Here is a 22,742-nt window from a genome sequence, read left to right as displayed (position 1 = left end):
AAGGGCTTGCTTTTTGTTGAGTGATACAATTTAAAGGAATATACATGGCAAAAACACGGATTTTTATCACACATGGCTATGACGCGCACCCGCAAAAGCATTGGTTTGTGTGGCTGAAGTCTCAGCTAGAAAACATAAACACGCAAAACACGCAAAACACGCCCTTAAAAGAGCTTTTGCAAGATTCTTTAAGTGTGGAGATTTTAAAGCTACCAAACCCAAGCGCACCGAGCTTAGATTCATGGCTTGCATGCTTGCAAGAGGCTATCGGCGCGTGCGATGAGCGCACTTTTCTTGTCGGGCATAGTTTGGGCTGTATCACAACATTGCGCTATATTAATGAATCTCTTTTGAGTGGGCAGAGCCAAAATGTCGGTGGTGTGGTGCTTGTGAGTGGATTTTATGAAAATTTAGAGATTTTGCCAGAATTAAATACTTTCATAAATCCCCCAAATCGCGCTCCGCTCCAGTGGGAATCCTTGCAAAAAGCCATAAATTCGCGCGTGGTGCTGTGCGCTAAAGATGATGTTATTGTGCCAAGTGTGTTGAGTGAAAATCTCGCTAATAAGCTTAATGCAGAGCTTATAATGGTAGAAAAAGGCGGACATTTTATGGAATCTGATGGTTTTAAAGAGTTGCCAATAATGCTTGAAATTCTATTTTCCCAAATAACAGCCTCGCGTGAAAATAAAGCGCAATAGAGCCAAATTTAAAAAATAATCGTCCTGTTTTGAAAAACAAAGATTCTATCTTCTAGCGCGAGTTTGAGGGCGCGCGCAAGCACACTTTTTTCCACATCGCCGCCTGCGCGTTGCATTTCGCGCCATGTGTAGCTGTGATTTATCGCAATCGTATCTTGTGTGATTATGGGACCTTCATCAAGATTTTCAGTCACAAAATGCGCGCTTGCGCCAATGATTTTCACACCGCGTTCATACGCCTGCTTATAAGGGTTTGCGCCGATAAATGCAGGTAAAAAAGAATGATGAATATTAAGAATGCGATTTGGAAAATGCTTGATAAATTCCGGCGTTAAGATTCTCATATATTTTGCTAACACAAGAAAATCAATTTCACCCAACCCTTGCAACGCCTCTAAAATGCGCGTTTCATGCTCGCGCTTATCTTCCAAACTCAAACCCCTTGGCTCAATATGCAAAAAGCACACGCCAAATTTGCGCGCCAAAGGCTCTAGCACGGAGTGATTGCTAATAATCGCCTTAATCTCGGCATTAAGCTCGCCACTATCATAGCGAAGCAAAATGTCGCCTAAGCAGTGATTTTCCTTCGTGCAGAAAAGCACAAGCGATTTTTTGCGCTGTGCGGGGATAATCTTAATTTCTATATTAGAATTTTGCACGCCAGAATTTCGTATAATGGAATCTTGTATAATGGAATCTTGCGTAGAATCTCGCGCACAGGGCGCATTTGCACAAAGTATATTTTCTAAGGAAGCGCGCAGTTTTTCTTCCACCTGAAAATCCGCGCTAGATTCCCTTGCTTGTATATGCGTGCGGAGGAAAAACTGCTTATTTTGCAAATCCACAAACTCATCTTGGCGCGCGATGTTAAAGCCTAGCTCAAAAAAGCACCGCGCAATCTCAAACACCAGCCCCTGCCTATCTGGCGCGCTAATAAGTATGTGAAAATCCTGCATTTACAGCTCGATAGATTGGCTTTCTTGCTCGTAGGGAATCTTAGATTTATCCCATTCTCGAGCGTTTTGCTTGTCGGTGGAAGTGGGCTTAGGGCGCGTGGTGGTGGTTGGCAAAAGTGTCGCATCTTTTGCTTGCAGCGCAGAATCCGCGGATTTTTTAGAATCTTTAGGATTTGTTAAGGTTTTTGCGTTGTTTTGCGCTGGTTGCGAAGATTGGGTTTGTGGTGCTGGGTTAGATTCTGCGGGTGTTGGGTTAGATTCTGCCTGTGTTTGCTTAGATTCTATTTGTGCGGGCTTTTTTGGTGCGCTAAGAGAATTTTCGCTTTTTGGAAAATCCTCATTTTTTTCATAAGTTGTCATCGAGCTTTGCCCGATATTTGTCGTGGTGGCGTCATAATCTCTATAGGTTTTTAGCCTAAAAACAGCCTGTATATCCTTAGAATCCCACTCTTTTGGGATTGGCAACCTCTTAAAACTTCCATTTGGCAACGCTTCTAAAATACCCAAAAATTTCTTGTTTTTGTAGTCAATCATTAGCGTTTGATTGGGCTTTAAGCGCAACTCAAACTCTCTAATTTTTTGCGTATCGATGATAAAATTATCCGCCAAAAGCGCACTTTGGCTCAAAAACACACTGCAAAATCCGCACAATAGCCACGCATACAAATGCGCCTTTTTGCTCTTTCTCACTTTTTTACTTTCTTGCAACTCTCTATCCTCTTGCACTTGCCGCCTCGCTTCCATTTGCAAATTTGTTTAAAAATCTTGGCAATTATAGGCTAATTTTGTCACAAAAGCAAAATCCTTTTGCTACAATGCGGGGCTTAAATTTACTATTTTAGGAGCGGGAAATGAACATTATCCAAACCTCAAATGCCCCGCAAGCCATAGGTCCATACTCTCAGGCTGTGGCGTATAATGGGCTTATTTTTACTTCCGGGCAGATTGCGCTAGATTCTCAAAATGCGATGAATAATGGCGATATCCGCGCGCAAACTACGCAGGTGCTGGAAAATCTCAAGGCGATTTTAGAATCTAGTGGAAGTAGTTTGCAAAAGGTGCTAAAAACGACTATTTTTTTGGCAGATATGAATGATTTTAATGCGCTCAATGAAGTGTATGCGAGCTTTTTTGGCGCGCATAAGCCTGCTAGAAGCACCATTGCGGTAAAGACTTTGCCAAAAAATGCGCTGGTAGAAATCGAGTGCATCGCAATGGCTTAAGGTTTTTTAAGCAGAGTTTTGAATTTGGCACAAAAAGATGCAGATTCTTAAACTGCAAAAGCGCGTGAGAGGATATTGCAATCTTATCAGTTAAAAAATGGTAGAATACGCGCGCGAAAGCGAAGTGAAACGAAGCTGGAGCGGAGCTTGCGCGGGCTTTGCTCGCACAAGTGATACAATTAAATTATGTTTTAAGGAGTTAATCAAGTGAAAGTTCTTGCAAGTATAGGTTGGGTGATTTTTTCAGTCCTGCTTATTGTGGCGGGTGTGAGTGGCTGTGTGATGCCAGAAAGTATGTTTGAAAGCCTTGTGATGGTTTTACCATTTTTGCTTATTTTTGGCGGGGTGTTTAATATCGTGTATTACATCTATTTCAAGGAGTTTGAAGGCGCGAGCATGTTTTTGCTCGATGGGATTTTTAATCTTTTGTTTGCCATTCTCTTTTTGTGTAGTGGGGTGGATTTTACAGGTGCATTTGTGGTGTATTTTGTGGCGTTTTTGTGTATGTTTCGTGGGGGGCTTGGCATTAGCTATGTGTTTTGGCTCAAAAAAGCGGGCTTTGGAAGTTGGATTTGGGTGCTTGTTTTTGCGATTTTGAACATTATCCTTGCGGTGCTTTTTATCATTTACCCAGAGATTGGCGGGCTTACGATAGGCTTTGTGTTGGGATTTTTGGTGCTAAGTTTTGGAATCTTAAATCTTTTAAGCTGGTGGGGCGTGAAAAAACTTTTAGGAAACTAGCCCTTGAGTCGCGCTAAAGGTGAGAGGGCAGAAGCAAGCGCGTGCGAGTTTTTGCGCTCACTCGGTTTTGAAGTGTTGGAGCGCAATTTTTACACGCGCTACGGGGAGATTGACATTATCGCGCGCAAAAATGATGTCCTGCATTTCATCGAGGTAAAAAGTGGCAGTGGCTTTGAGCCTATTTTCAATATCACGCCTCAAAAGATTGCCAAACTCATAAAAACACTCAAAATCTACCTTGCAAAAAGCAAGATTTCTCTGCCTTACTGCCTTGATGCGCTCATTATCCGCGAAGCAGAATCTATTGAGCTTATAGAAAATATCACGCTGTAGGAGTTTGTAAGTTAGGCTTTTGAAGCGCGCTAAGTGAAGCGCAATTTGATTTTTGCAAATTTGTAACACAGCGCCTTTTAGATTCGCAAATTTAATGTGCATTTTTTTATTATTTTGTGCTTCGCGCTAGAATCTAGGTGTTTAAAATTTTAAAAACAAAGAGATTCTTAAATGAAGCCAAAAAATATTGTATTTGCATTTTTGAGTGTAATTTTTGCATTTAGTGGCTGTGCCAAACTTAGTGTCCGCGCGGTGGAATCGCCCTCAATCAAGCAGTCTTTTTTCAATGGCGTGGAAGTTTTGGAATCCAAAAAAAGCGCCTCTTATGTGCGCTTTGAAGTCGCGCAAAAAACCATCGGAGGCGCTAGCGATGAGCCTTTGGTAATTTTTATCACCGCAAGTGTGCTAGATTCTCAAAGTGCGATTTTTGACCTAAGCAGTATCACCGCAAGCCAAAATGGCAAGTTGGTTGAGATTCTAAGCTACGAAGATGCGAAAAATTCAAATCTCAATTTTTCCCAAGCCATAGAATCTTTTGGCATTTTCACCCCGCAAAATCCTTACGCTTCTGGCATTGCGCCGAGTATGCCGACATATCCTATGCTTATTTATCGCGGATATCCGGGATTTTTCATCTACGATCCGTGGTATTTCAGCGCGCGCGATAGGATTGAGCAAAATATGCGCCTTGAGGAAAATCGGCGCGTGAAGTCCATTATCCTTTCAAGCTATTTGCGTAAAAACACACTTGAAAAAGGGCAAAATCCGCGCGGTGGGTTTATCGCTATCAATCAGCATAAGCTCAAAAAAGGCACTCTTACCCTGCAAGTGAAAATCCTTAGCGATATTCATACTTTAGAAATTGAGCTAAGCAAATAGCGTGCTTGCTTCACGCATAGTTTAGCGGGGCTTATTTGTCATCTATATACAAAGAAATATTAAACTCCCGCGCTAGTTACTTACAAAAGGAGCTAGGAAATTATGAAAGAAGCAAGTTTTTATATCGATGGTATGAGTTGTTCGGCGTGTAGCTCTGGGATTGAGCGCGCGCTTTCACGCAAGCCATATTGTCAAAAAATACAAGTTAATCTCCTCACGCAACAAGCGCAGATTCTCTATGATGAAAGGCAAATTAGCTTAGAAGAAATTTTTACTTTTATCACTAGACTTGGCTACACACCAAGTTTGCAAAATCCCGCTTGCAACGATGGTGCGCAAGATGACGCACAAAATGCGGGGCAAAATAGCGCGGATTTTTCATCACAAAATGTATTTTTGCGCGCGATTGCACGCTTTAACGCGCTAGATTCTAAGCTTTTGCCACCAAAATTGCGCCTTATCTTAAGCATTATTTTTACGCTTTTTGTGCTAGTATTGTCCTTTGGCGCGATGTTTGTGGGGCATATTTTTTCACCAAAAATTGACTGCGCTTTGATGCTTATTGCAAGTTTGTGCGTGATGCACTTTGGGCGAGCGTTTTATTTTAAAGGTTTCAAGGCACTTTTTAAAGGCATTCCGACGATGGATTCTCTTGTGGCGCTTGGCACAAGCGCGGCGTTTCTTTATAGCCTTAAGGGCAGTTGGGAGATTTTTATTCATAACGCGCATATGCATTTATATTTTGAAAGCGTGTGCGTGATTTTGTGCTTTATAATGATTGGGAAATTTATAGAATCTAGCGCTAAAAATTCCGCAAAGCAAAGTGCTTCAGCGCTTTTGGAGCTGTATCAAAAAAAAGTGCAAGTGCGAAAAAGTAGCGCGCAATGGGAGGAAATGCCGCTTGAGCGTGTAAAAGTTGGCGATGAGATACGCATTTTGCCCGGTGATGTGGTAATGCTTGATGGCGTGGTGATTGAAGGGCAGAGCAGTATTGATACTTCAAGCATTAATGGCGAGAGTTTGCCTGTGGCGGTGAAATCTGGGGACTTGATAGAATCTGGAAGTATCAATATCGAAGGAAGTTTTATCCTGCGCGCGCAAAAAGTTGGCAAAGACACCTTGCTAAGCCAAATTATTAGCCTTATCCAGCAGGCAAATGAAGTCAAAGCCCCGCTTGGAATCTTAGCCGATAAAGTCGCTGGAATCTTCGTGCCCATTGTCATTTGTATCGCTTTTGTGGCGGGGATTTTTTGGTTTTTTTTACAGGATTTTGAGCGCGCGCTTGATGTGTTTGTTTCCGTCCTTGTCATCTCTTGTCCTTGCGCGCTTGGGCTGGCGACACCGATGGCATTTTTGCACGCAAGGGCTGTGGCAAATAAAATGGGCGTGTTTTTTAAGACTTCAGCTTCCTTGCAGGCGTTGTCTCAAACCACGCATTTAATTTTTGATAAAACCGGCACGCTCACAAGCGGGCTAAGTGTGGAAAAAATCGCACTCAATAGCGCGCAATCTAAGCTATCAAAACAAGATTTTCTCTCTCTAATTTTTGCGCTAGAGCAACACAGCGCGCATATTATCGCAAAAACAATCACTGATTATATTCAATCCGCCCTCCCACAAAGCGCGCTTGCAGAGATTCCAAAAGTAGCGGATTTTCAAAGTGTTACAGGCTTTGGCATTAAAGGCACAATCAATGGGCAAAGCTACATTTTAGGAAGTTTAGAATCCTTAGAATCGCTTGCAGAAACACCCTTTGTGAAAGAAACTTTGGGAGTATCAGCGCAAGAATCTAAAGATACCAATCAATGTGACAGAATCTTAGAATCTCATCAACCAAATAATGCCGAGTGTGCGCGCGAAGCGGAGGCGAAGCGGGATTCACTCCCGCGAGACGATACAATAAATAGCAATTCCAAGTTAATTATCTACCTTGCAGATTCCCAAAAAGTCCTAGGTGCGCTGTATTTGGAGGATTTGTTGCGTCAAGATTGCGCGTTTATGTTGCAAGAATTTAGTAAAAAAGGCATCAAGCAAACCATGCTCACAGGCGACAGGGAGGCAAGCGCGCAATATATCGCGCAAAAAAGTGGCATTAGCGAAGTGATTTTTCAAGCAAAGCCACAAGATAAGCTCAAAGTCGTCAATGAGTATAAAAAAAGCGAGTTTGTGGCGTTTGTGGGCGATGGCGTGAATGACGCCGCCGCGCTAAAAAGCGCAAATGTGAGCCTTGCGTATGCGAGCGGAAATGATATTGCTCAAAATTGTGCGGATATTTTGCTCTATAATCAAAACGCAAAGGCGATTTTAAACGCCTACAATCTCGCGCGCGCCACGATTACTAACATTAAGCAAAACCTTTTTTGGGCATTTGGCTACAATGCGCTTTTTATCCCTATCGCATGCGGTGTGCTCGCACCTTTTGGGATTTTTTTGGATCCTATGTTTTGTGCGTTTGCGATGAGTTTGAGCTCTATTAGCGTGGTGACAAATGCCGCGAGATTGCGTAGATTTAAGGTCGTGTAAGCGCGTAAAGGTTTGAGCTTTTCGTGCGCTTTTATTTATTTTTTGCTAGAATCTGCGCAAGTTTTTAAGCCCCGCACTTTGATTTTAAAGGATTCTTATGCGCTTTCCGCTTGGCTATTATCTTGCGTGTCTTTTTGTGTATATTCTTTGTTTGCCACTCTTAGCACTTTTCACCCTGCGCGCAAAGCACAAAGCCTCACTGCCGCGGCGCTTTTTTGGCGTGAATCTTGGGCTTAGGTTTAAACCGCATTTTTGGTTTCATGCCTGCTCTTTTGGCGAAGTCAAATCCTTAGAGCCCATCATCAACGAGCTTTTAGTAAGCTCGCCTCACTCAAAGATTCTTATCTCTACCATCACGCATACCGGATTTAACGAAGCCATAAGGCTTTTTGGCGCTTTGCACTCAAAGCGCGTGGAGGTGAAGTTTTTGCCTTTTGAGATTTTTTTGCCACTTTGGAGCAAATATCTTAGCGAGCTTAAAAGCCTCGTGGTGATGGAAGCCGAGCTTTGGCGTATGCTATTTTTTATCGCTAAAAAAAATGGTGCAAAAACCTTTCTTCTAAACGCGCGCATTTCTGATAGATCTTTTGCGAGCTATACGCGTTTTAAGCGCTTTTATAGGCAGATTTTTAGGCTTATTGATGTGATTTTAGCTCAAAGTCAAAAAGACAAAAAACGCTTAGAATCTCTTGGTGCGCGTAATGTCAGCGTCTTTGGGAATCTAAAAATGCTAAATCCGCCAAAGGTAAGTATCGCGTATAAAAAGCCAAATAAGCTCGTCGTGCTTGGTGCTAGCACGCACAGGGGCGAAGAAGAGCTTATTTTGCGCGCTTTTTTGCAATTCCAAAAACTCAAACCAGATTCTTTGCTATTGCTTGCCCCGCGCCACCCAGAGCGATTTATTGAAGTGTGCCAAATCTTGCAAAAAAATAATCTTACCTTTGAGCGCCTAAGCGATCTCTTGCGCCATGCAAGCGCGCGCGGTGAGGAACAAAGCGCAATTACTTTTAGCAAAGATATTGTCGTGCTTGATAAATTAGGCGAGCTTATAAATGCGTATGCGATTAGTGATATTGTGATTTTGGGCGGTGCGTTTGCAAAAGTTGGCGGACACAATCCGCTTGAGCCGGCGTTTTTCCAAACAAAGCTTATTTCAGGCAAGCATATTTTCAATCAGCAAGCACTATTTTCTTGCGTGCAAAATGCTGTCATTGTGGAATCTAGCGAGCTTACAAACACGCTTTTAAACGCAGATTCTCTCCTTCCTTCAAAAGTCGCTTTTCGCCCAAATGCGCTTAAGGAACTCATCGCGCTCATTGATTAAAATTTATTTTAGAAAAATAACAAATGCGCTTTAAAGATTCTATGAATACAAAAAGTGTAGAATTGCGCGGTTAAGTTTAAAAATAAAAAGGTATTTCTAACGATGAAAGAAGCTGTTGATTACGGAGTGCTAGGCTTTTTGCTCTTTTTGAGTATTGTGGCTGTGGGCGTGGCGATTGAGCGATTTTGGTTTTTTAAAAAAGTGCGCGTGGAGGATTACAAGGATAAAAGAGTGCTTGAGTTAGATTTGCACAAGCGCTTGACGCTCATTGCGACGATTGGCTCAAATGCGCCTTATATCGGGCTTCTTGGGACGGTTTTTGGCATTATGGTGACTTTTATAGAAATTGGCAATAACACGCTGATTGACACGCAAAGCATTATGTTAGGGCTTTCTTTAGCGCTGAAAGCTACTGCTGGTGGGCTTATCGTGGCGATTCCTTCCATTGTGTGCTACAATCACCTTTTGCGAAAAACAGAGATTTTGCTTACGCAATGGGACATCGCGCATATCCCGCCATCCACGCCAAATGCACGCACGAAATACGACATTTGAAAGGGCTGTATGAAAAAAATAGATTCTCTTAATCTTATCCCATTTATTGATATTATGCTTGTGTTGCTTGTGATTGTGCTTGTGAGTGCAAGCTTTGTCCAGCATTCTAAGATTCAAGTAGAAATCCCCACGCTAGAGGATCAAAAGCAGGGCGCGACTTCAAGTGAAAGTAAAGAAAAAATCATCACCATCGACAAAGAGGGCAATTACTATTTTGAAGATTCTAAAATCAGCTTAGAATCCCTTAAAAACGAGCTTTCACGCCTTCCAAAAGATACGCAAATCATCATTCAAGGCGACAAAGCAAGCGAGCTAGAATTTTTCTTAGAGCTTTCCACGACTTTACAAGCTTTTGGATTGCATGATATTTATGTGATTATGCAAAAAGCCCACGAGTAGGACATTTCATGCAAATATCAATTCTTATCATAAACGCACTTTTTACTATCTTTATGCTCGCGCTTTTTGTGTGGGATTACAAAAGCTTTGGCACGCCAACGCACAAGGATTTCAAATCCATCATTATGAGTTCTGGCGTGCTGGGAACATTTGTGGGGATTTTTGTAGGGCTTTTTTCTTTTGACACGCTGCATTTAGAATCCTCCGTGCCACTGCTTTTAGATGGGTTGAAAACTGCATTTTACACCTCGATTTTAGGCATGGGTGAAGCGATTGTGCTTTCAGTCCTGCAAAAAAGCAAGCATATAAAAAGCGATGAGGAGAGCAACCTTGATTATATTGCGCGTCAAGTGAGCTTTTTAGAAAACTTACGCTTTTTGCCAACGCTAGAAAAGCTCCCTAGTTCAGAATCCTTGCACGCACTTTTTGAGCGCAATCATGCGATGATAGAATCACGCTTCCAAGAAATTTCGCATTCATTGCAACAAGCCACTTCCGAGTTTGCTAAAGGCGCGTCAAAAGAGCTTATTTCCGCACTTGAGAATGTCATAAAAGATTTTAATGCAAATTTACAAAATCAATTTGGCGAAAATTTTAAAGAGCTAAATAGCGCTGTGGGTAAGCTTCTGACATGGCAGGAGGAATATAAGGAGTTTATTTATGACACGCAAAGTCTTTTGAAAGACACGCAAAAAGCCTTGCAAAAAAGCCAGCTAGCCGTGCAAAATACGCAAAAATCCCTGCATATCATCACCGAGCAAAATACGCAGGTGCAGGAATTTTACGCAAATAATCTCAAACTTTTAGAATCTTTTGAGGTGCAAAATCAAAAGCTCCACGCGCATTTAGAGCAAATTGCAGGCTTAAAAGAAAATTCCTTTGCTTGTCTTAACACTTTGCGGGATTTTTTCATTAACGCAAAAAATGAGGGTGCGCAACTAGGCGAAAATATTACAAGGTTTAATCAAAGTCTAAGCGCGCAGATTCTGCAAATTGCGCAGACTTTAGAGGAAAATTTCAAACTAAGCGCACAAAATGTCGCCCAGAGCGCGCAAATTCACTTTGCTAAGATTGATAAAAATATGCAAGGGCACACAGACGCGCTTTTAAATCTCACAAAAGAAAGTATGCAAAATCTGAAAAGCTTCAGCAAAGATATGCTTGCTACAAATACGCAAAGTCTCCAGCAAATCCACGCGGATTCTCTGCAGAGCTTGAAAGAAGGCTTTAGCGCGCTAAGTGTAGAATCTGCGAAGGGCTTTAAGATTTTAGCGGATAATGCAAAGCAAAGTTTAGATTCTCTTTTTTCTCAAATCCAAGCATTACTTCTCAAGCAAGATGAAGCTAGCAACAAGGCGCATGAGCTTCATTTGCAAAATCTCAATGAAATGCGCGCGCTAAATTTGGATTTTAAAAATAACCATGAGCAGATAACTAAACTTCTTTCTCAAAGCTTTGATACACTCGCGCAAAATCTTGCAAATCAAACAAGCAAGCTTTTAAGCTCGCAAAGTAGCGCGTTTGAGAGCCTCGCTGCGGATTCTAAAAACGCGTTACAAAAAGAGCAAGAAAAGCTTAGTAAATACATCAAAGCCCTAGCCTTAGAATATCTCAAAGTCCTGCAAAAACTCACCAAAGAATCCCTAAGCGCACCAAAAAGCACGAGCGAGCAGATTCTTTTAGGATTTAAGGAATTCCAAGAAAATATGCTTTCTCAAATGCTTAGCACGCAAACCCACCTCGCGCAGAATGCTAAGCAAACCCAAGAGCTTTTTTTGGGTATGCAAGATTCTTTGAAAAATAGCATTGATGGGAATGCTACGCTTTCAAGCCAGCTTGAAAATTCTCTAAAAAATCTCGATGAGGCGATGAGTGTGAGTGTGGAGAATTTTTGGAAAAATTATGAGTGGTTTTTGGAGCGTATAAAAGAGCTTATCGGCGCAAGGCGTTAGAATCTAAACCCTATCAGCCAAAAATGGTAAAATATGCACGCAGAGCTGGAAACAAAGCGGAATTTACTTCCGCGCAGTTGGAAGCGGAGCGGAGCTTTGGCGAGCAACGCTTGCCAAAGTGATAGTCTCAAAGGAATAGGCGAAGTGCGATTCACTCGCACGAGACGATACAATTTAAAGGAGTGGATTGCTTCGGATTCTAAAGAATCCTCGCAATGACAAAAAACACCATATGCCATTACATAAGCAAGTGTTTTCCTGTCATTGCGAGCGGTAGCGAAGCAATCCACAAGGATTCTCTAAATCACCAAATCGCGTTGCAGAATCTCGCAACCTTATCAGCTAAAAATGGTAAAATATGAACGCGAGCGAAGCGAGGCGGAGGCGAAGTGCGATTCACTCGCACGAGACGATACAATTTAAAGGAATAGACTTGAAAGAGCAAAAGCAAGGAAATTATTGGATAAGCATCGCGGATATGATGGCGGGCATTATGATGATTTTTTTGCTTATTATGATTTCATTTATGCTCATCTCAAACAAGGCAAAAGAGAATCTTGAAATACAAAACCGCCGCTACAGCGAGATAAATGCCAAAATGAGCGCGATTGCGCAGGATTATTCGGATTTGCAAGCCGAGCTTTATTTGGAATTGCAAAAGGAATTTTCTAAGGATTTAGCGCGCTGGGACGCACAAATTGATATTGACAATACCATTAGATTCCGCGAGCCAGAGGTGCTTTTTGACGCGGGGGCTAAGGAAGTTAAGCAAAGATTTAAGGATATTTTAGATGATTTTTTTCCGCGCTATGTGCGGATTCTCTCTTTGCCAAAATATAAAGACAATATCGAGGAAATCCGCATTGAAGGGCATACTTCAAGCAATTGGGCGAGTGCCACCACGCTAGAATCTCGCTATTTAGGAAACGCTGAACTTTCCCAAGCACGCGCATTTGAAGTGCTCAAATATTGTTTTAATCAATCAAGCATTAACGCGCAAAAAGAATGGCTTATTAAGGTTTTGCGCGCAAATGGGCTAAGCTTCGCGCGTCCGCTGGAAGATGATACAAAATCGCGGCGCGTGGAATTTCGCGTTTTGACAAAGGCAGATAAGAATCTTCAGCAGATTTTAGAATTAAGCCAAGAATTTAGCCAGCACTAACCTTTTTTTAAGTAATTTTATGGAAAAATCGCGGACTTTAATTTTGTAAAAAAGGCTATTTATGAAACGAACATACCAACCACACAACACTCCACGCAAGCGCACACATGGTTTTCGCGCTAGAATGAAAACAAAAAATGGGCGCAGAGTGCTTAACGCACGCAGAGCAAAAGGCAGAAAAAGACTAAGCGTATAACTCGCTAATTCCCTTTAGCGAGGCTTTTGCAAGCTTTGAAAGTAGATTCTCTTAAAAATACGCAAGAATTTAACCTTGTGTATAAAAACGCGCGACGCTTCAGCACGCCGTATTTTTTACTCTATCTCTGTAAGATTGACACACTCACTCAAAAACTCAAAACCCCAAATAAAAAGCCCTTGCGACAGCTTAACGCTATCCTTTCGCGTGGTGCGCAGGCGTATTTGGGGCTAAGTGTGGCGCGCAAAGTCGGCAACGCCCCAAAGCGCAATCGCTACAAACGCCAAATGCGCGCGATATTCCGCGATGAGGTTTTTAGGGATTATATTGCAGTGTTTGTGCCAAAGGCGGAAATGGCACAGTTAGAATTTAGCGCATTTCGCGCGCTGTGCTTAAAAGCGCTCAATTAAAATGTGCGCTTTTAGAATCTTTTTTAAAATCTATTTTTACATGCGCGCAAACTTTATGCTTTTTTGCAAGATTTTTTCACACGCGCTAAAAATCCTTATTATTTTTTATCAAAAAACTTTTTCGCTGTTTTTAGGCAGGAAGTGCAGATTCTATCCGAGCTGTTCAAATTATGCGCTCTGGCTTTTGGATTTTAACGCCCCATTTCAGGCACTTCCGCGCATTGTTTATAGAATCTTTTCTTGCAATCCACTTCATTGTGGCGGGATTGATTATCCGATTTTAAAACTACGCATAAATGTAAAATTTCCGCAACATTTCCCACAAAAAACGCCAAAATATTGGCTTCTCCCCTATCAAAATCCCCCATTTTTGGCTACAATTTTGCGCTTAAACCAAACGCAAAAAAGTTTGTTTTACATTATTAAATCACTCTAAAAAGGTTTCATTTCGATGCATTATCCTAATCCTAACCAGCATAACAACGACAATACCGGGCTTGGGCGCATTTTGCTTATTATTGCTATAAGCATTGGATTTTTTGCGCTCTATAGTTATCTTTTCCCGCAAAAGCCCCAAACGCAAGCTCCCGCAAACACAAGCGCGCCAAAAGATTTAACAGCAAATGCGCTAAGCGATCCCCAAACGCCAAATGCAAGCGCGCTTAATGCAAATAACACAAACGCGCAAGGCACGCTAGATCCCACCCAAAGTACGCCATTAAGAAGCTCGCTTATTGCTACCTTTGGGAATGAAAGCTTTGAGGTAGAGATTGACGCGCTAGGACGCATCGCGCAAGTGTATCTAAAGGACAAAAAATTCACCCATGATGAGCAAGAGAGCCTTTTTAGCATTCTTGGCAAACTCATCGGACTAAAAAGCTCGCAAAAAGCGCATATTGATAAACTTCCGCTTTTTGGTGATATTGAGCTAAAGCCACTTGAATTGCGCTTTAGCGATCAAGAGCTTGATAAAAAAACGCTCAACACGCCTTATATTTTGCAATCAAATACAACGCTAGAAGATGGCTCGCAAGCGCTAGTTTTCACGCAAAATTTAGGTGAAGTGCAGGTTACAAAAAAACTTACTTTTCACCCAAATCTCACCTATAATATTGAGATAAATTTAAGCAATCCAAATCTTAGCTACTTTTTAAGCAATGGTATGCGCCCAAGCGGAGATAACGATACTTACGCATTTAGAGGCGTGCTGCTCAAAACAAGTGAAGGGACGATTGAAAAAATCGAGGATAAGGATAGCAAGAAAAGGCTAGATTTCGCACAAAGCCTCTTTGTGGCGAGTGTGGATAGGTATTACACAAGCTTACTTTTCCCAAAAGAGGGAAGCTTTTATGTGCGCTTAAATGGCGATTACGCGGGCAATCCACAGCCTTTTGTGTATATCAAAGGCGGGAGCGCGCAGTTTGATGGCTATATCGGACCAAAGGATCATAAGACTTTAAATGCCATTAATCCTGTGCTAACTGATGTGATTGAATATGGCATTATCACTTTCTTTGCGCGCCCTGTGTTTTGGTTGCTAAGCTATTTGCATGACTTTTGCGGGAATTGGGGTTGGGCGATTGTTTTACTTACTTTGGTGGTGAGAATCTTACTTTTCCCGCTCACTTTCAAAGGTATGGTATCAATGCAAAAGCTCAAAGATATCGCGCCTAAGATGAAAGAGATACAAACGCGCTATAAAGGCGATCCACAAAAAATGCAAATGCATATGATGGAGCTGTATAAAAAACACGGCGCAAATCCGCTTGGTGGCTGTCTGCCACTGCTTTTGCAGATTCCGGTGTTTTTTGCGATTTATCGCGTGCTTTATAATGCTATCGAGCTGAAAAATTCCGAGTGGATTTTGTGGATTGATGACCTTTCGGCTATCGATCCTTATTTTGTGTTGCCTGTGCTGATGGGGCTTAGTATGTATGTGTCCCAGCGCCTCACACCTTCAAATTTCAACGATCCTATGCAGGAAAAAATCTTTAAAATGTTGCCATGGTTTTTTATGGTGTTTTTTATCATTTTCCCATTCCCAGCGGGGCTTGTGCTGTATTGGACGATAAATAATATTTTCTCAATCCTCCAGCAACTTTTTATCAATTCCCTTCTAAAGCGCAAAAAAGAGCAAGAAATCGCCGCGCATGAAAAGCAAAAAATTACAAAACATGAGAAAAAATAAAGGATTTTTATGAAGAAAATTACTGCAAAAACTCTTCAAGAAGCCCTGCTTAAGGCATCAGAAGAATTTAGATGTTCAGTTGTGGATTTAGAATATGAAATCGCTCAAAATCCAAGCGCAGGCTTTTTAGGGATCGGGCGCAAGGACGCAATCATCATCGTGGATTCTAAAAAAGATAATAAAAAATATCAAAACTCACATACCAACGCAGAATCTAAGCCATTTGAGCGACAAGCAAAAAAAGAATTTTCACACAAAGACTTTTCAAAACAAGAGCCACAAGAATCTTTTGAAGCAAATGCAGAATCTTGCCAAGATTTAGATTCTAACCAAGACTTAAATCAGGACTTAAATCAAGATTCAAATGATGATGGAATCTGGGGCTCAAAAAACTTTGAATTTGCAAGCTTTGAAAAAGAATCTAAAAAGCCCTACAAATCCACCTCTTATGCCCCAGACTACGCAACAGAATCTAACTCCAAAACGCCAAAGCCTTACAGCTCAAAGCCACATACGCAGAGCTTTAATCCACAAGCCAAAGAGCAGATTCTTAAAGAAATAGAATCTGATTTAAAAGAGCTTTTAGCCTGCCTGCCTTTTGATTTGGACTTTGTGGAAGTGAAGCTTTTAGAAAATAATCTTCTTTTTATCAAAATCGATGGTGCGGACTGCGCGCTGCTTATCGGGGAAAAGGGCTATCGCTACAAGGCGCTTTTGTATCTGCTGTTTAATTGGATTAATCCAAAATATGATTTCACCATTCGCCTTGAGGTTGCGGAATTCCTCGCAAATCAAGAGCAGATGATGGATTGCTACTTGCAAGGTGTGATTAAAATGGTCGAGGAAAACGCAAAAGCTCAAACAAAGCCCCTTGATGGAATCCTAGCCTACATCGCCCTAAGCAAGCTCCGCGAAGCCTTCCCGCAAAAATATGTCTCTTTCCGCTTAAATGAAAATGGCGAAAAATACATCATCATCAATGACTTCAGACGCTTCTAATTCCCCCGCATTTTCCGCGTCTCAAGCGTCTCAAGTATCTCAAGAATCTCAAGAATCCCCCACGCAAGCGCCCTTAATACAAACACTTTCAACGCAAACACCCTCCACAATTGTTGGAATCTCCACGCCTCTTGGCGTTGGCGCGATTTGTATCGTGCGCCTAAGCGGGGAAAAAGCCCTAGATTTTACCCTTTCTCTTAGCAAGCGTAAATCCCTCGCCCCACGCCACGCCACGCTAAGCGCGATATATAATGATAAAGGCGCAATGCTTGATGAAGCGATTTTGCTGTATTTTAAAGCCCCGCATAGCTACAGCGGGGAAGATATTTGCGAGATTCACTGCCATGGCGGGGCGGTGATTGCGCGCGCGGTGGTGGATTCTCTACTTGCACTTGGTGCAAAGCCTGCAAGTGCGGGGGAATTTAGTAAAAGGGCATTTTTAAATGGACGCCTTGATTTGGCGCAAGTGCAGGCAGTAGCTGGGTTAATCAATTCTCAATCTGTGGGCGCAAATGAGATTTTACTGCGACAATTAAGGGGCGAGCTTAGCAATTTCGTGCATGAGTGCAGGGACAAGCTCATCGAGCTTTTAGCCTACAGCGAGGCAAACATTGACTACAGCGAGGAAATGGATTCTGACACAAGCGATGCAATGCGCCAAAAGTTAGAGAATCTCGCGCATAAATTACGCGTTTTGTATGAAGATTCCCTGCATAGGCAAGGCATGATCGAGGGCTTTAAAATCTGCATTGTCGGCAAGCCAAATGTCGGCAAAAGCTCGCTACTTAACGCGCTTTTAGCCTATGATCGCGCCATCACTTCGCCCATTGCCGGCACGACGCGCGATAGTATCGAGGAGAGCTTGCATATAGCGGGCAATATCGTGCGTCTGATTGACACAGCGGGCATTCGCGATTGTGGCGATACGATTGAGCGTATCGGGATTGAACGCGCGAAAAAATCCCTTGAACAGGCAAATCTTATCCTTGCGCTTTTTGATAGCTCACGCGCGCTAGATTCTGAGGATTTCGCGCTTTTTGATTTGCTGAAAAACAACCCAAACAACGCGCATATTTTGCTTGTGCTAAATAAAGCCGATATGCCCTGCGCGCTAGATTCTAAGGATTTTTTATATATTGAGGATTTTTTGCGCGCGCCTTATGCACTTTGCAAAAAGCCACTTTCTATTTCCACCACACATGGCAAAATGCAGGAGTTTAGCGAGCTTAATCCACAACAAATATTCAAGGTTTTGGAGGATTTTTTTGCCACGCAAGAATATCAGGGCGATTTTTTGCTTACTTCAAAATTCCAGCTTGAATGCGTGCAAAATGCGCTTAGTGCCTTAAATCTCGCGCGCCAAAAGTTAGAATCTAGCGAGCTAGAGCTTTTTTCCTTTCATATTAATGAGTGTATCGCTTGCCTAAGCGCGATTACGCACCCATTTGAGCATTCCGAATTGCTTGACAAGCTTTTTAGCACCTTTTGTTTGGGAAAATAGATGTGCGTAACGCCCACGCAAGAGCTAAACTTTTTTGGTAAAAAGCTTTGGGTGAAGCGCGATGATTTGGCGCGCATTGAGGGCGTGAGCGAGCATTTCAATGGCAACAAAGCGCGCAAATTCTACGCCCTTTTGCATAATCCAAATAAAATTTTTCTTAGCTATGGTGGGAACCAATCAAATGCCATGCTTGCGCTAAGCGCGCTTACACATGCCCAAAAAAAGCGCTTTATTTATGTTACGCCCACACCATCGCAATTTTTGCGCGAAAACAAAAACGGGAATTTTGCCCTTGCGCGCGAGTTTGGCGCGGAATTTATCTTTGCAGATTCTGGCACAAATGCGCTGGAGCTTAAAAACAAAGCATTAGCGCATTTCAAAACTCTGTCTTTTAAAGAAAAGTATTTTATCCCACAAGGTGGGGATTTAGAGCTAGCAAAAGAAGGCACAATAACGCAATGCAAGGAAATTTGGGACTTTATACAAAAAAATTTTTCCACAAAAGAAGCGCTTGTATTTTGCGCCACAGGAAGCGGTGTAAGTGCGCTAGCGCTAGCGCAAGTGGCAAAGGAGCTAAAATATAACATGCAAATTGTGCCAATTTTATGCGCCAAAATTGAAGGCTTTGAAAAAAATTTTGCAAAAACACTTCATACAAACTTCGCCTTTGGCGCGCTCAAAAAAGAAGTGTGGGAAATGTATCGCGCCTTGCTTAGGAAAGGAATCGAGTTTGATTTGCTTTATGATTGCCCCGCACTTTATGCGCTTAAAAACGCGCTAGATTCTCAATTTTTTACACAAAATGAGTTAGAGAAAGAATGGATTTTTATCCACAGCGGGGGACTTTTGGGGAATCTCACGCAGATTCCGCGCTTTCAAAGGAAATTTAAAACTTTATAAGCGTGGCTTGAGAAAGAAGCTTGTGCAAAAACTGATTTGGCTGACTTTGCCAAAAGCTCAAATCGCACACAATAAAAAGATTTTTTTTAATCCGACTAATGGCGACATTAAGCCCATAGAGCGCATTTGTCTGCTTAGAATCTGTAAGATAGTAGTGCAGGCTCACCGGCGAAAAAATCACATTATCCCACTCCCTGCCTTGCGAGCCATGGATTGTAAGCACTTCTAGGCTTCCTAAATGTCGTTGCAATTCCTTGCGTTGCTTGACAAATGGCGTGATAACCGCGAAAGTATCTTGCAAGGGCGTTTGCGCGTTTTTGAAATCCTTTGCGCGTCGCAATAAATGCTGATAGAGAATCTGCGTGGCGCGCACCTCATTAGCGCTAAAGTTGCTATCCGCCTCACTCTTGCGCCCGCTATCAATGCAGTAAATCCCCATAACGCGTTCCTGCCCGCGCAAGCCATTATGATAAATGTAAGAATCTAGCAAGCGCGCGAGATTATCACCATAGCGGTGGGTGAAGTTTAGGCTTGCAATGTGGGAAAGTTGCGGATTTTGCGTTGGTTGCTTTAAGCTCAAAGCCTCAAAATAGCTAAAAGGCGCGCTAGTTTCAAGGCTAGATTCAAAGTCAGATTTAAAATTTTTGCTAGATTCAAAGCCCGCATTTTCTTGCATGTTGTTTTCTTGTGTATCGTTTTCTTGCGCCTCATTTTGTATATTTAGCGCGCTAGATTTAAAGTTGCGCTCTGCGCCCTCTTGCAAATCTTTCGCGTTAAAAAGCTCCTCCATAAAAAGCGCGGATAGATTCCATAAATTCACTTCCGGGCGCGCCCTTAGCTCATTTGCGGGCATTTCACAAATTGGCATTAACTGCTTATGATCGCCAAAAAGCGTGATTGGCACATTTCCCACACACAGCGCGCAAGCCTTCGCCAGCGGGGCAAAGGCGCATTCATCTAAAAAATAATGCGCAAATTCTATCTCTAAATTTTCCGCGCGCTTAATGAATCCATCAAGCGTCATTCCGATAATAAGCGCGTCTTTCAAGCGCGTTTTAAGGCTTACAGGCTGACTAAAAAGCGAGGCTTGAGTTTTTTTAATCGCATTGCTATCGCAACATTCCGGATACAAGCTCAAAAAGCGTTGCGTTGGCAGTCCTAAGCGCAAGAGATTATGTAGTTCAAAATCCATTTTCTTAAAATGCTCTAAAAGTGTGGTAAAAATCTGCTCTAGCGCGGAATTTGTCGGGGCTAGCACGCAGGTTTTTACACCTTTTTTGGCATAAAAATACAGCGCTTCAAAAAGCACGACTTGCGTTTTGCCACTGCCCGGAGGTCCCCACACATAGCTTAGCGGGTGGTTGAAAATCATCTCAATCGCGCGCTTTTGCTCGTTATTGAGATAATTTGGAATCTGCTCATCATATTTTAGTGGCGTTTTTGTGGGAAGTTGCAGAGAATCTTTATTTTTTTCATAATAATTTGCGACATTTTTCACAAGGAATTTTAAATCGCTATAAAGGCTAAGGCTCGCGCCCTTTTGCTTTAGGTGCTTTTGGAGGGCGCTTAGGAGTTCAAAATTTGGCGCGATTTTTAAAAGTAAAGAATCTTCATTGTATTCTAAATCCGCGCTTGCGCCTAGCTCAAAGACTTCCTTTGGCGCAAGCTCGAGCATTAAGCCATCTTGGGAGAAAAGGCGCTTGCCAAGTTGCAGACTTAAAATTTCATCTTTAAACTCATAGCGCACAATCCGCACAGAATCTAAGCCTAAATTATGCGCGCTCAAATATTCATAATAGCTAAGCGCAGAGTGGATTAGGGCGCGCGCGTGCATTCAAGCAAAATTACCAGCTAAACTGCCCACCGACTTTGATTGCCATATAATTTGAGACATTAAAGCCATAGAGCGTGACATTTTCGCCAAGTCCATATTGAAACGCGATATCTAGGAATCCAAACGCATTCACACCGCCTGTGAGGATTGCGCCTTCACCTGCCTTGCTTTTCATATCTTTCATCGCACCAAGGCGGAAATCCACATATTTAAAGTCCGCGATAATCCCGCCACCAAGCATTTGGCTTTGTTTATTTACCACACTTAGCGTGTTGTTTGGCAAGATATCATAATCCGCCGCGATTGTAAGGAAGTCTAAAAGCTCATAGCTTACACCTGCGCGCAACTGACGATTAAGGATAATGTCAGAACCTGTATTCATCTTAATATGTGGGGCGTTGAGATTCTTTGCGACAAGCCCGAGGTTTAGCTTTTTGGCAAAAAATGGTGTATAAAGTAGCCCTAAATCCACCGCAAAAGTTTGCTGGGAAATCATATCAGTAGTTGAAGGCATAGAAATTTCGGCATTTTCAAAATTGAGCGTTTCAGCAAGGCGGTAGCCAAAAGCCTGCATAAACTTCACCGCGCCACCTATATGCACATCTCCAGCGCGGGTGAAAAATGTATGCCCATAGCCCACCGGCACTTCGATAAGCGCAAGTGTAGTTGCGTTAAGCTCATGCTTTGCATTAGGACTCATAATTGAGGAGTTTTTAAATTGCTGTTGTGCGGTAAGTCCGCCTGTTTTGTCTGTTAAAATACTCAAACCAACGCCATTTCCTGTAATGTCTGCTTGAATATATTTTCCGCCAGCCTCGACAATGAGCTTGCTATGCGTAGGATCAAGGTTTGCCGATACACCTGCAAATATTTGGGGCAAAATCGCCACAGCCACCGCCCCGCGCCCAGAATCTATCTCTTGCACGCTTAGCTCACCTATGCCATCAGCTTCAATTTTTTTCGTGCGCGGTCTGCCACCTACTTGCACGACTATGCCATTTTGCGAGCTTAGGACAAGATCATTGCTTTGCAAAGTGTTGTTTAAAACATTAAAAGAATCAATAAGTTTGTCAATATCAGAATCCGCCCCACGAGGCAAAGTGATTTCCCCAACTTGAGAAAGTATCTCCTCCATATTTGGCGTTTGTCCATTAAGCGCACCAGAGATTAAGCCTCCGATATTTTTTGGATCAATGTTTTTGACAATTTCTGCTAAAAGTGGTGACTTTTTCCCTGCAGCACCTGCGAGTTTATTTTGAAGTGTCTCTCCTATTTTATTATCTTTTTCTATTTGCTCTTTTAGTTCTTTAGCTATTGTGTCTATACCTGTTTTATTTTCACAAGTTCCACAACCTAAACCTTTTGCAAAATCCTGAAGCTTTTTATCATCTAATGTTCCACCATTTTCTACTTTTAGCAAATCCCCTAACACATCTCCTAAAATCCCATCAACGGTAACCGTGCTACCACCATTTGGCTTATAGGAAATCGCGCCACCTGCAATGGCACCACCCGCGCTTGTTTTCCCCAAAAGCTTTTCATCAAGCGTGCTTGCAATCCTTGAAAGCTCATCAAAATCAATCGTAAGCGCTTCTAAGAGATTTTGCTCTCTAAACTGCGCGCCAAAGCTATAGCCCACTTTTGAGCGTCTATCAGCTGCCAAAAGCGCAGGGTTGTAATACACGCCCCAAGCCGATTGCTTAAGCGCCACGCCCGCACCCCCGATACTCGTAGAAACCTGCCCCATAGAGCCAAACTCAAGCGCACTAAGCGCGCTTAGGCTAAGACTTGCGGTTAGTGTGAGTTTCAAAGCATTTTTCATAGCAACTTTTTTCATTAAACAGCCCCTTTTTTAGGTTTGATAGTTTTGTTAAAATTTTGGAATTCTACCTAAAAAATTTAGAAAATCTCATAGATTCTAAAAAATTTCAATCAACGCGATAGCCAAATAAAAAGGAATTTTCGT

24 protein-coding genes are annotated in these 22,742 nt (G+C 42.3%); 20 read left to right on the top strand and 4 right to left on the bottom strand.

The genetic code is table 11. The annotated features are described in order from the left end of the window. Positions 1-44: 44 nt before the first annotated feature. Positions 45-701, top strand: a complete 657-nt coding sequence (locus CQA49_RS05620; protein ID WP_115574986.1) for an alpha/beta hydrolase — start codon at positions 45-47, stop codon at positions 699-701. Positions 702-709: 8 nt separating this feature from the next. Here CQA49_RS05620 and purU read toward each other — a convergent pair whose 3' ends face one another. Next, positions 710-1,657: a formyltetrahydrofolate deformylase gene (gene purU, locus CQA49_RS05615; protein ID WP_115574985.1), complete on the bottom strand. Its 948-nt coding sequence runs from the start codon at positions 1,655-1,657 to the stop codon at positions 710-712. Next, positions 1,658-2,383 carry a hypothetical protein gene (locus tag CQA49_RS05610; protein WP_115574984.1) on the bottom strand — a complete coding sequence of 242 codons (726 nt, stop codon included), beginning with the start codon at positions 2,381-2,383 and terminating at the stop codon, positions 1,658-1,660. A 125-nt stretch (positions 2,384-2,508) separates the two neighbouring features. Between CQA49_RS05610 and CQA49_RS05605 the strand changes: the two genes are divergently transcribed. The 19 genes from CQA49_RS05605 to CQA49_RS05525 all read left to right on the top strand — a co-directional run bounded on the left by CQA49_RS05605 (position 2,509) and on the right by CQA49_RS05525 (position 18,942). Beyond that, positions 2,509-2,880: a RidA family protein gene (locus tag CQA49_RS05605; protein ID WP_115574983.1), complete on the top strand. Its 372-nt coding sequence runs from the start codon at positions 2,509-2,511 to the stop codon at positions 2,878-2,880. 207 nt (positions 2,881-3,087) lie between these two features. Continuing rightward, positions 3,088-3,621 (top strand): HdeD family acid-resistance protein, encoded by a 534-nt coding sequence (locus tag CQA49_RS05600; RefSeq protein ID WP_115574982.1) that lies wholly within the window; start codon positions 3,088-3,090, stop codon positions 3,619-3,621. Positions 3,622-3,624: 3 nt separating this feature from the next. Next, positions 3,625-3,954: a YraN family protein gene (locus CQA49_RS05595; protein WP_115574981.1), complete on the top strand. Its 330-nt coding sequence runs from the start codon at positions 3,625-3,627 to the stop codon at positions 3,952-3,954. A 171-nt stretch (positions 3,955-4,125) separates the two neighbouring features. Further along, positions 4,126-4,833 (top strand): hypothetical protein, encoded by a 708-nt coding sequence (locus CQA49_RS05590; RefSeq protein ID WP_115574980.1) that lies wholly within the window; start codon positions 4,126-4,128, stop codon positions 4,831-4,833. 102 nt (positions 4,834-4,935) lie between these two features. Further along, positions 4,936-7,356 (top strand): cation-translocating P-type ATPase, encoded by a 2,421-nt coding sequence (locus tag CQA49_RS05585; protein WP_115574979.1) that lies wholly within the window; start codon positions 4,936-4,938, stop codon positions 7,354-7,356. A 97-nt stretch (positions 7,357-7,453) separates the two neighbouring features. Continuing rightward, the gene (waaA, locus tag CQA49_RS05580; protein ID WP_115574978.1) at positions 7,454-8,680 is read left to right on the top strand and encodes a lipid IV(A) 3-deoxy-D-manno-octulosonic acid transferase; all 1,227 of its coding nucleotides are present in this window, start codon (positions 7,454-7,456) and stop codon (positions 8,678-8,680) included. Between the two features lie 102 nt (positions 8,681-8,782). Then, the gene (gene exbB, locus CQA49_RS05575) at positions 8,783-9,235 is read left to right on the top strand and encodes a TonB-system energizer ExbB (protein WP_115574977.1); all 453 of its coding nucleotides are present in this window, start codon (positions 8,783-8,785) and stop codon (positions 9,233-9,235) included. 9 nt (positions 9,236-9,244) lie between these two features. Next, entirely contained in the window at positions 9,245-9,634 is a 390-nt protein-coding gene (locus CQA49_RS05570; protein ID WP_115574976.1) for a biopolymer transporter ExbD, read from the top strand. A gap of 8 nt (positions 9,635-9,642) precedes the next feature. Then, positions 9,643-11,586, top strand: coding sequence for a hypothetical protein (locus tag CQA49_RS05565; RefSeq protein ID WP_115574975.1), 1,944 nt, complete (start codon positions 9,643-9,645; stop codon positions 11,584-11,586). Continuing rightward, entirely contained in the window at positions 11,541-11,708 is a 168-nt protein-coding gene (locus CQA49_RS10025) for a hypothetical protein (protein ID WP_181882616.1), read from the top strand. Before CQA49_RS05565 ends, CQA49_RS10025 begins: the two co-directional genes overlap by 46 nt. A gap of 93 nt (positions 11,709-11,801) precedes the next feature. Then, positions 11,802-11,948, top strand: a complete 147-nt coding sequence (locus CQA49_RS10020; protein ID WP_181882615.1) for a hypothetical protein — start codon at positions 11,802-11,804, stop codon at positions 11,946-11,948. Between the two features lie 134 nt (positions 11,949-12,082). Then, positions 12,083-12,748 carry an OmpA family protein gene (locus CQA49_RS05560; protein WP_115575010.1) on the top strand — a complete coding sequence of 222 codons (666 nt, stop codon included), beginning with the start codon at positions 12,083-12,085 and terminating at the stop codon, positions 12,746-12,748. 61 nt (positions 12,749-12,809) lie between these two features. Continuing rightward, positions 12,810-12,944, top strand: coding sequence for a 50S ribosomal protein L34 (gene rpmH / locus CQA49_RS05555; RefSeq protein WP_082807863.1), 135 nt, complete (start codon positions 12,810-12,812; stop codon positions 12,942-12,944). 26 nt (positions 12,945-12,970) lie between these two features. Beyond that, the gene (rnpA, locus tag CQA49_RS05550; RefSeq protein WP_115574974.1) at positions 12,971-13,354 is read left to right on the top strand and encodes a ribonuclease P protein component; all 384 of its coding nucleotides are present in this window, start codon (positions 12,971-12,973) and stop codon (positions 13,352-13,354) included. Between the two features lies 1 nt (position 13,355). Further along, a complete protein-coding gene (yidD, locus tag CQA49_RS05545; RefSeq protein ID WP_258864212.1) occupies positions 13,356-13,790 on the top strand; it encodes a membrane protein insertion efficiency factor YidD in 435 nt (144 codons plus the stop codon). A gap of 15 nt (positions 13,791-13,805) precedes the next feature. After that, positions 13,806-15,542, top strand: coding sequence for a membrane protein insertase YidC (gene yidC / locus CQA49_RS05540; protein ID WP_115574973.1), 1,737 nt, complete (start codon positions 13,806-13,808; stop codon positions 15,540-15,542). Between the two features lie 9 nt (positions 15,543-15,551). Beyond that, positions 15,552-16,541, top strand: a complete 990-nt coding sequence (locus CQA49_RS05535) for a Jag N-terminal domain-containing protein (protein WP_115574972.1) — start codon at positions 15,552-15,554, stop codon at positions 16,539-16,541. Further along, entirely contained in the window at positions 16,498-18,042 is a 1,545-nt protein-coding gene (mnmE, locus tag CQA49_RS05530; RefSeq protein WP_258864211.1) for a tRNA uridine-5-carboxymethylaminomethyl(34) synthesis GTPase MnmE, read from the top strand. The genes CQA49_RS05535 and mnmE overlap by 44 nt, the downstream gene beginning before the upstream one ends. After that, complete coding sequence (locus tag CQA49_RS05525; protein ID WP_115574970.1) at positions 18,043-18,942, top strand: pyridoxal-phosphate dependent enzyme; 900 nt, start codon at positions 18,043-18,045, stop codon at positions 18,940-18,942. Here CQA49_RS05525 and CQA49_RS05520 read toward each other — a convergent pair. Both CQA49_RS05520 and traF read right to left on the bottom strand, forming a co-directional pair. Next, positions 18,929-20,776: a DEAD/DEAH box helicase gene (locus tag CQA49_RS05520; protein WP_115574969.1), complete on the bottom strand. Its 1,848-nt coding sequence runs from the start codon at positions 20,774-20,776 to the stop codon at positions 18,929-18,931. The genes CQA49_RS05525 and CQA49_RS05520 overlap by 14 nt on opposite strands. 10 nt (positions 20,777-20,786) lie before the next feature. Next, entirely contained in the window at positions 20,787-22,613 is a 1,827-nt protein-coding gene (gene traF / locus CQA49_RS05515; RefSeq protein WP_258864210.1) for a conjugal transfer protein TraF, read from the bottom strand. Positions 22,614-22,742: the final 129 nt, after the last annotated feature.

The organism is Helicobacter sp. MIT 00-7814 (assembly GCF_003364115.1).
Classification (GTDB): Bacteria; Campylobacterota; Campylobacteria; order Campylobacterales; family Helicobacteraceae; genus Helicobacter_F.
Note: the sequence above shows the minus strand (reverse complement) of the source record. Positions and strands in the feature narration are given on the sequence as shown.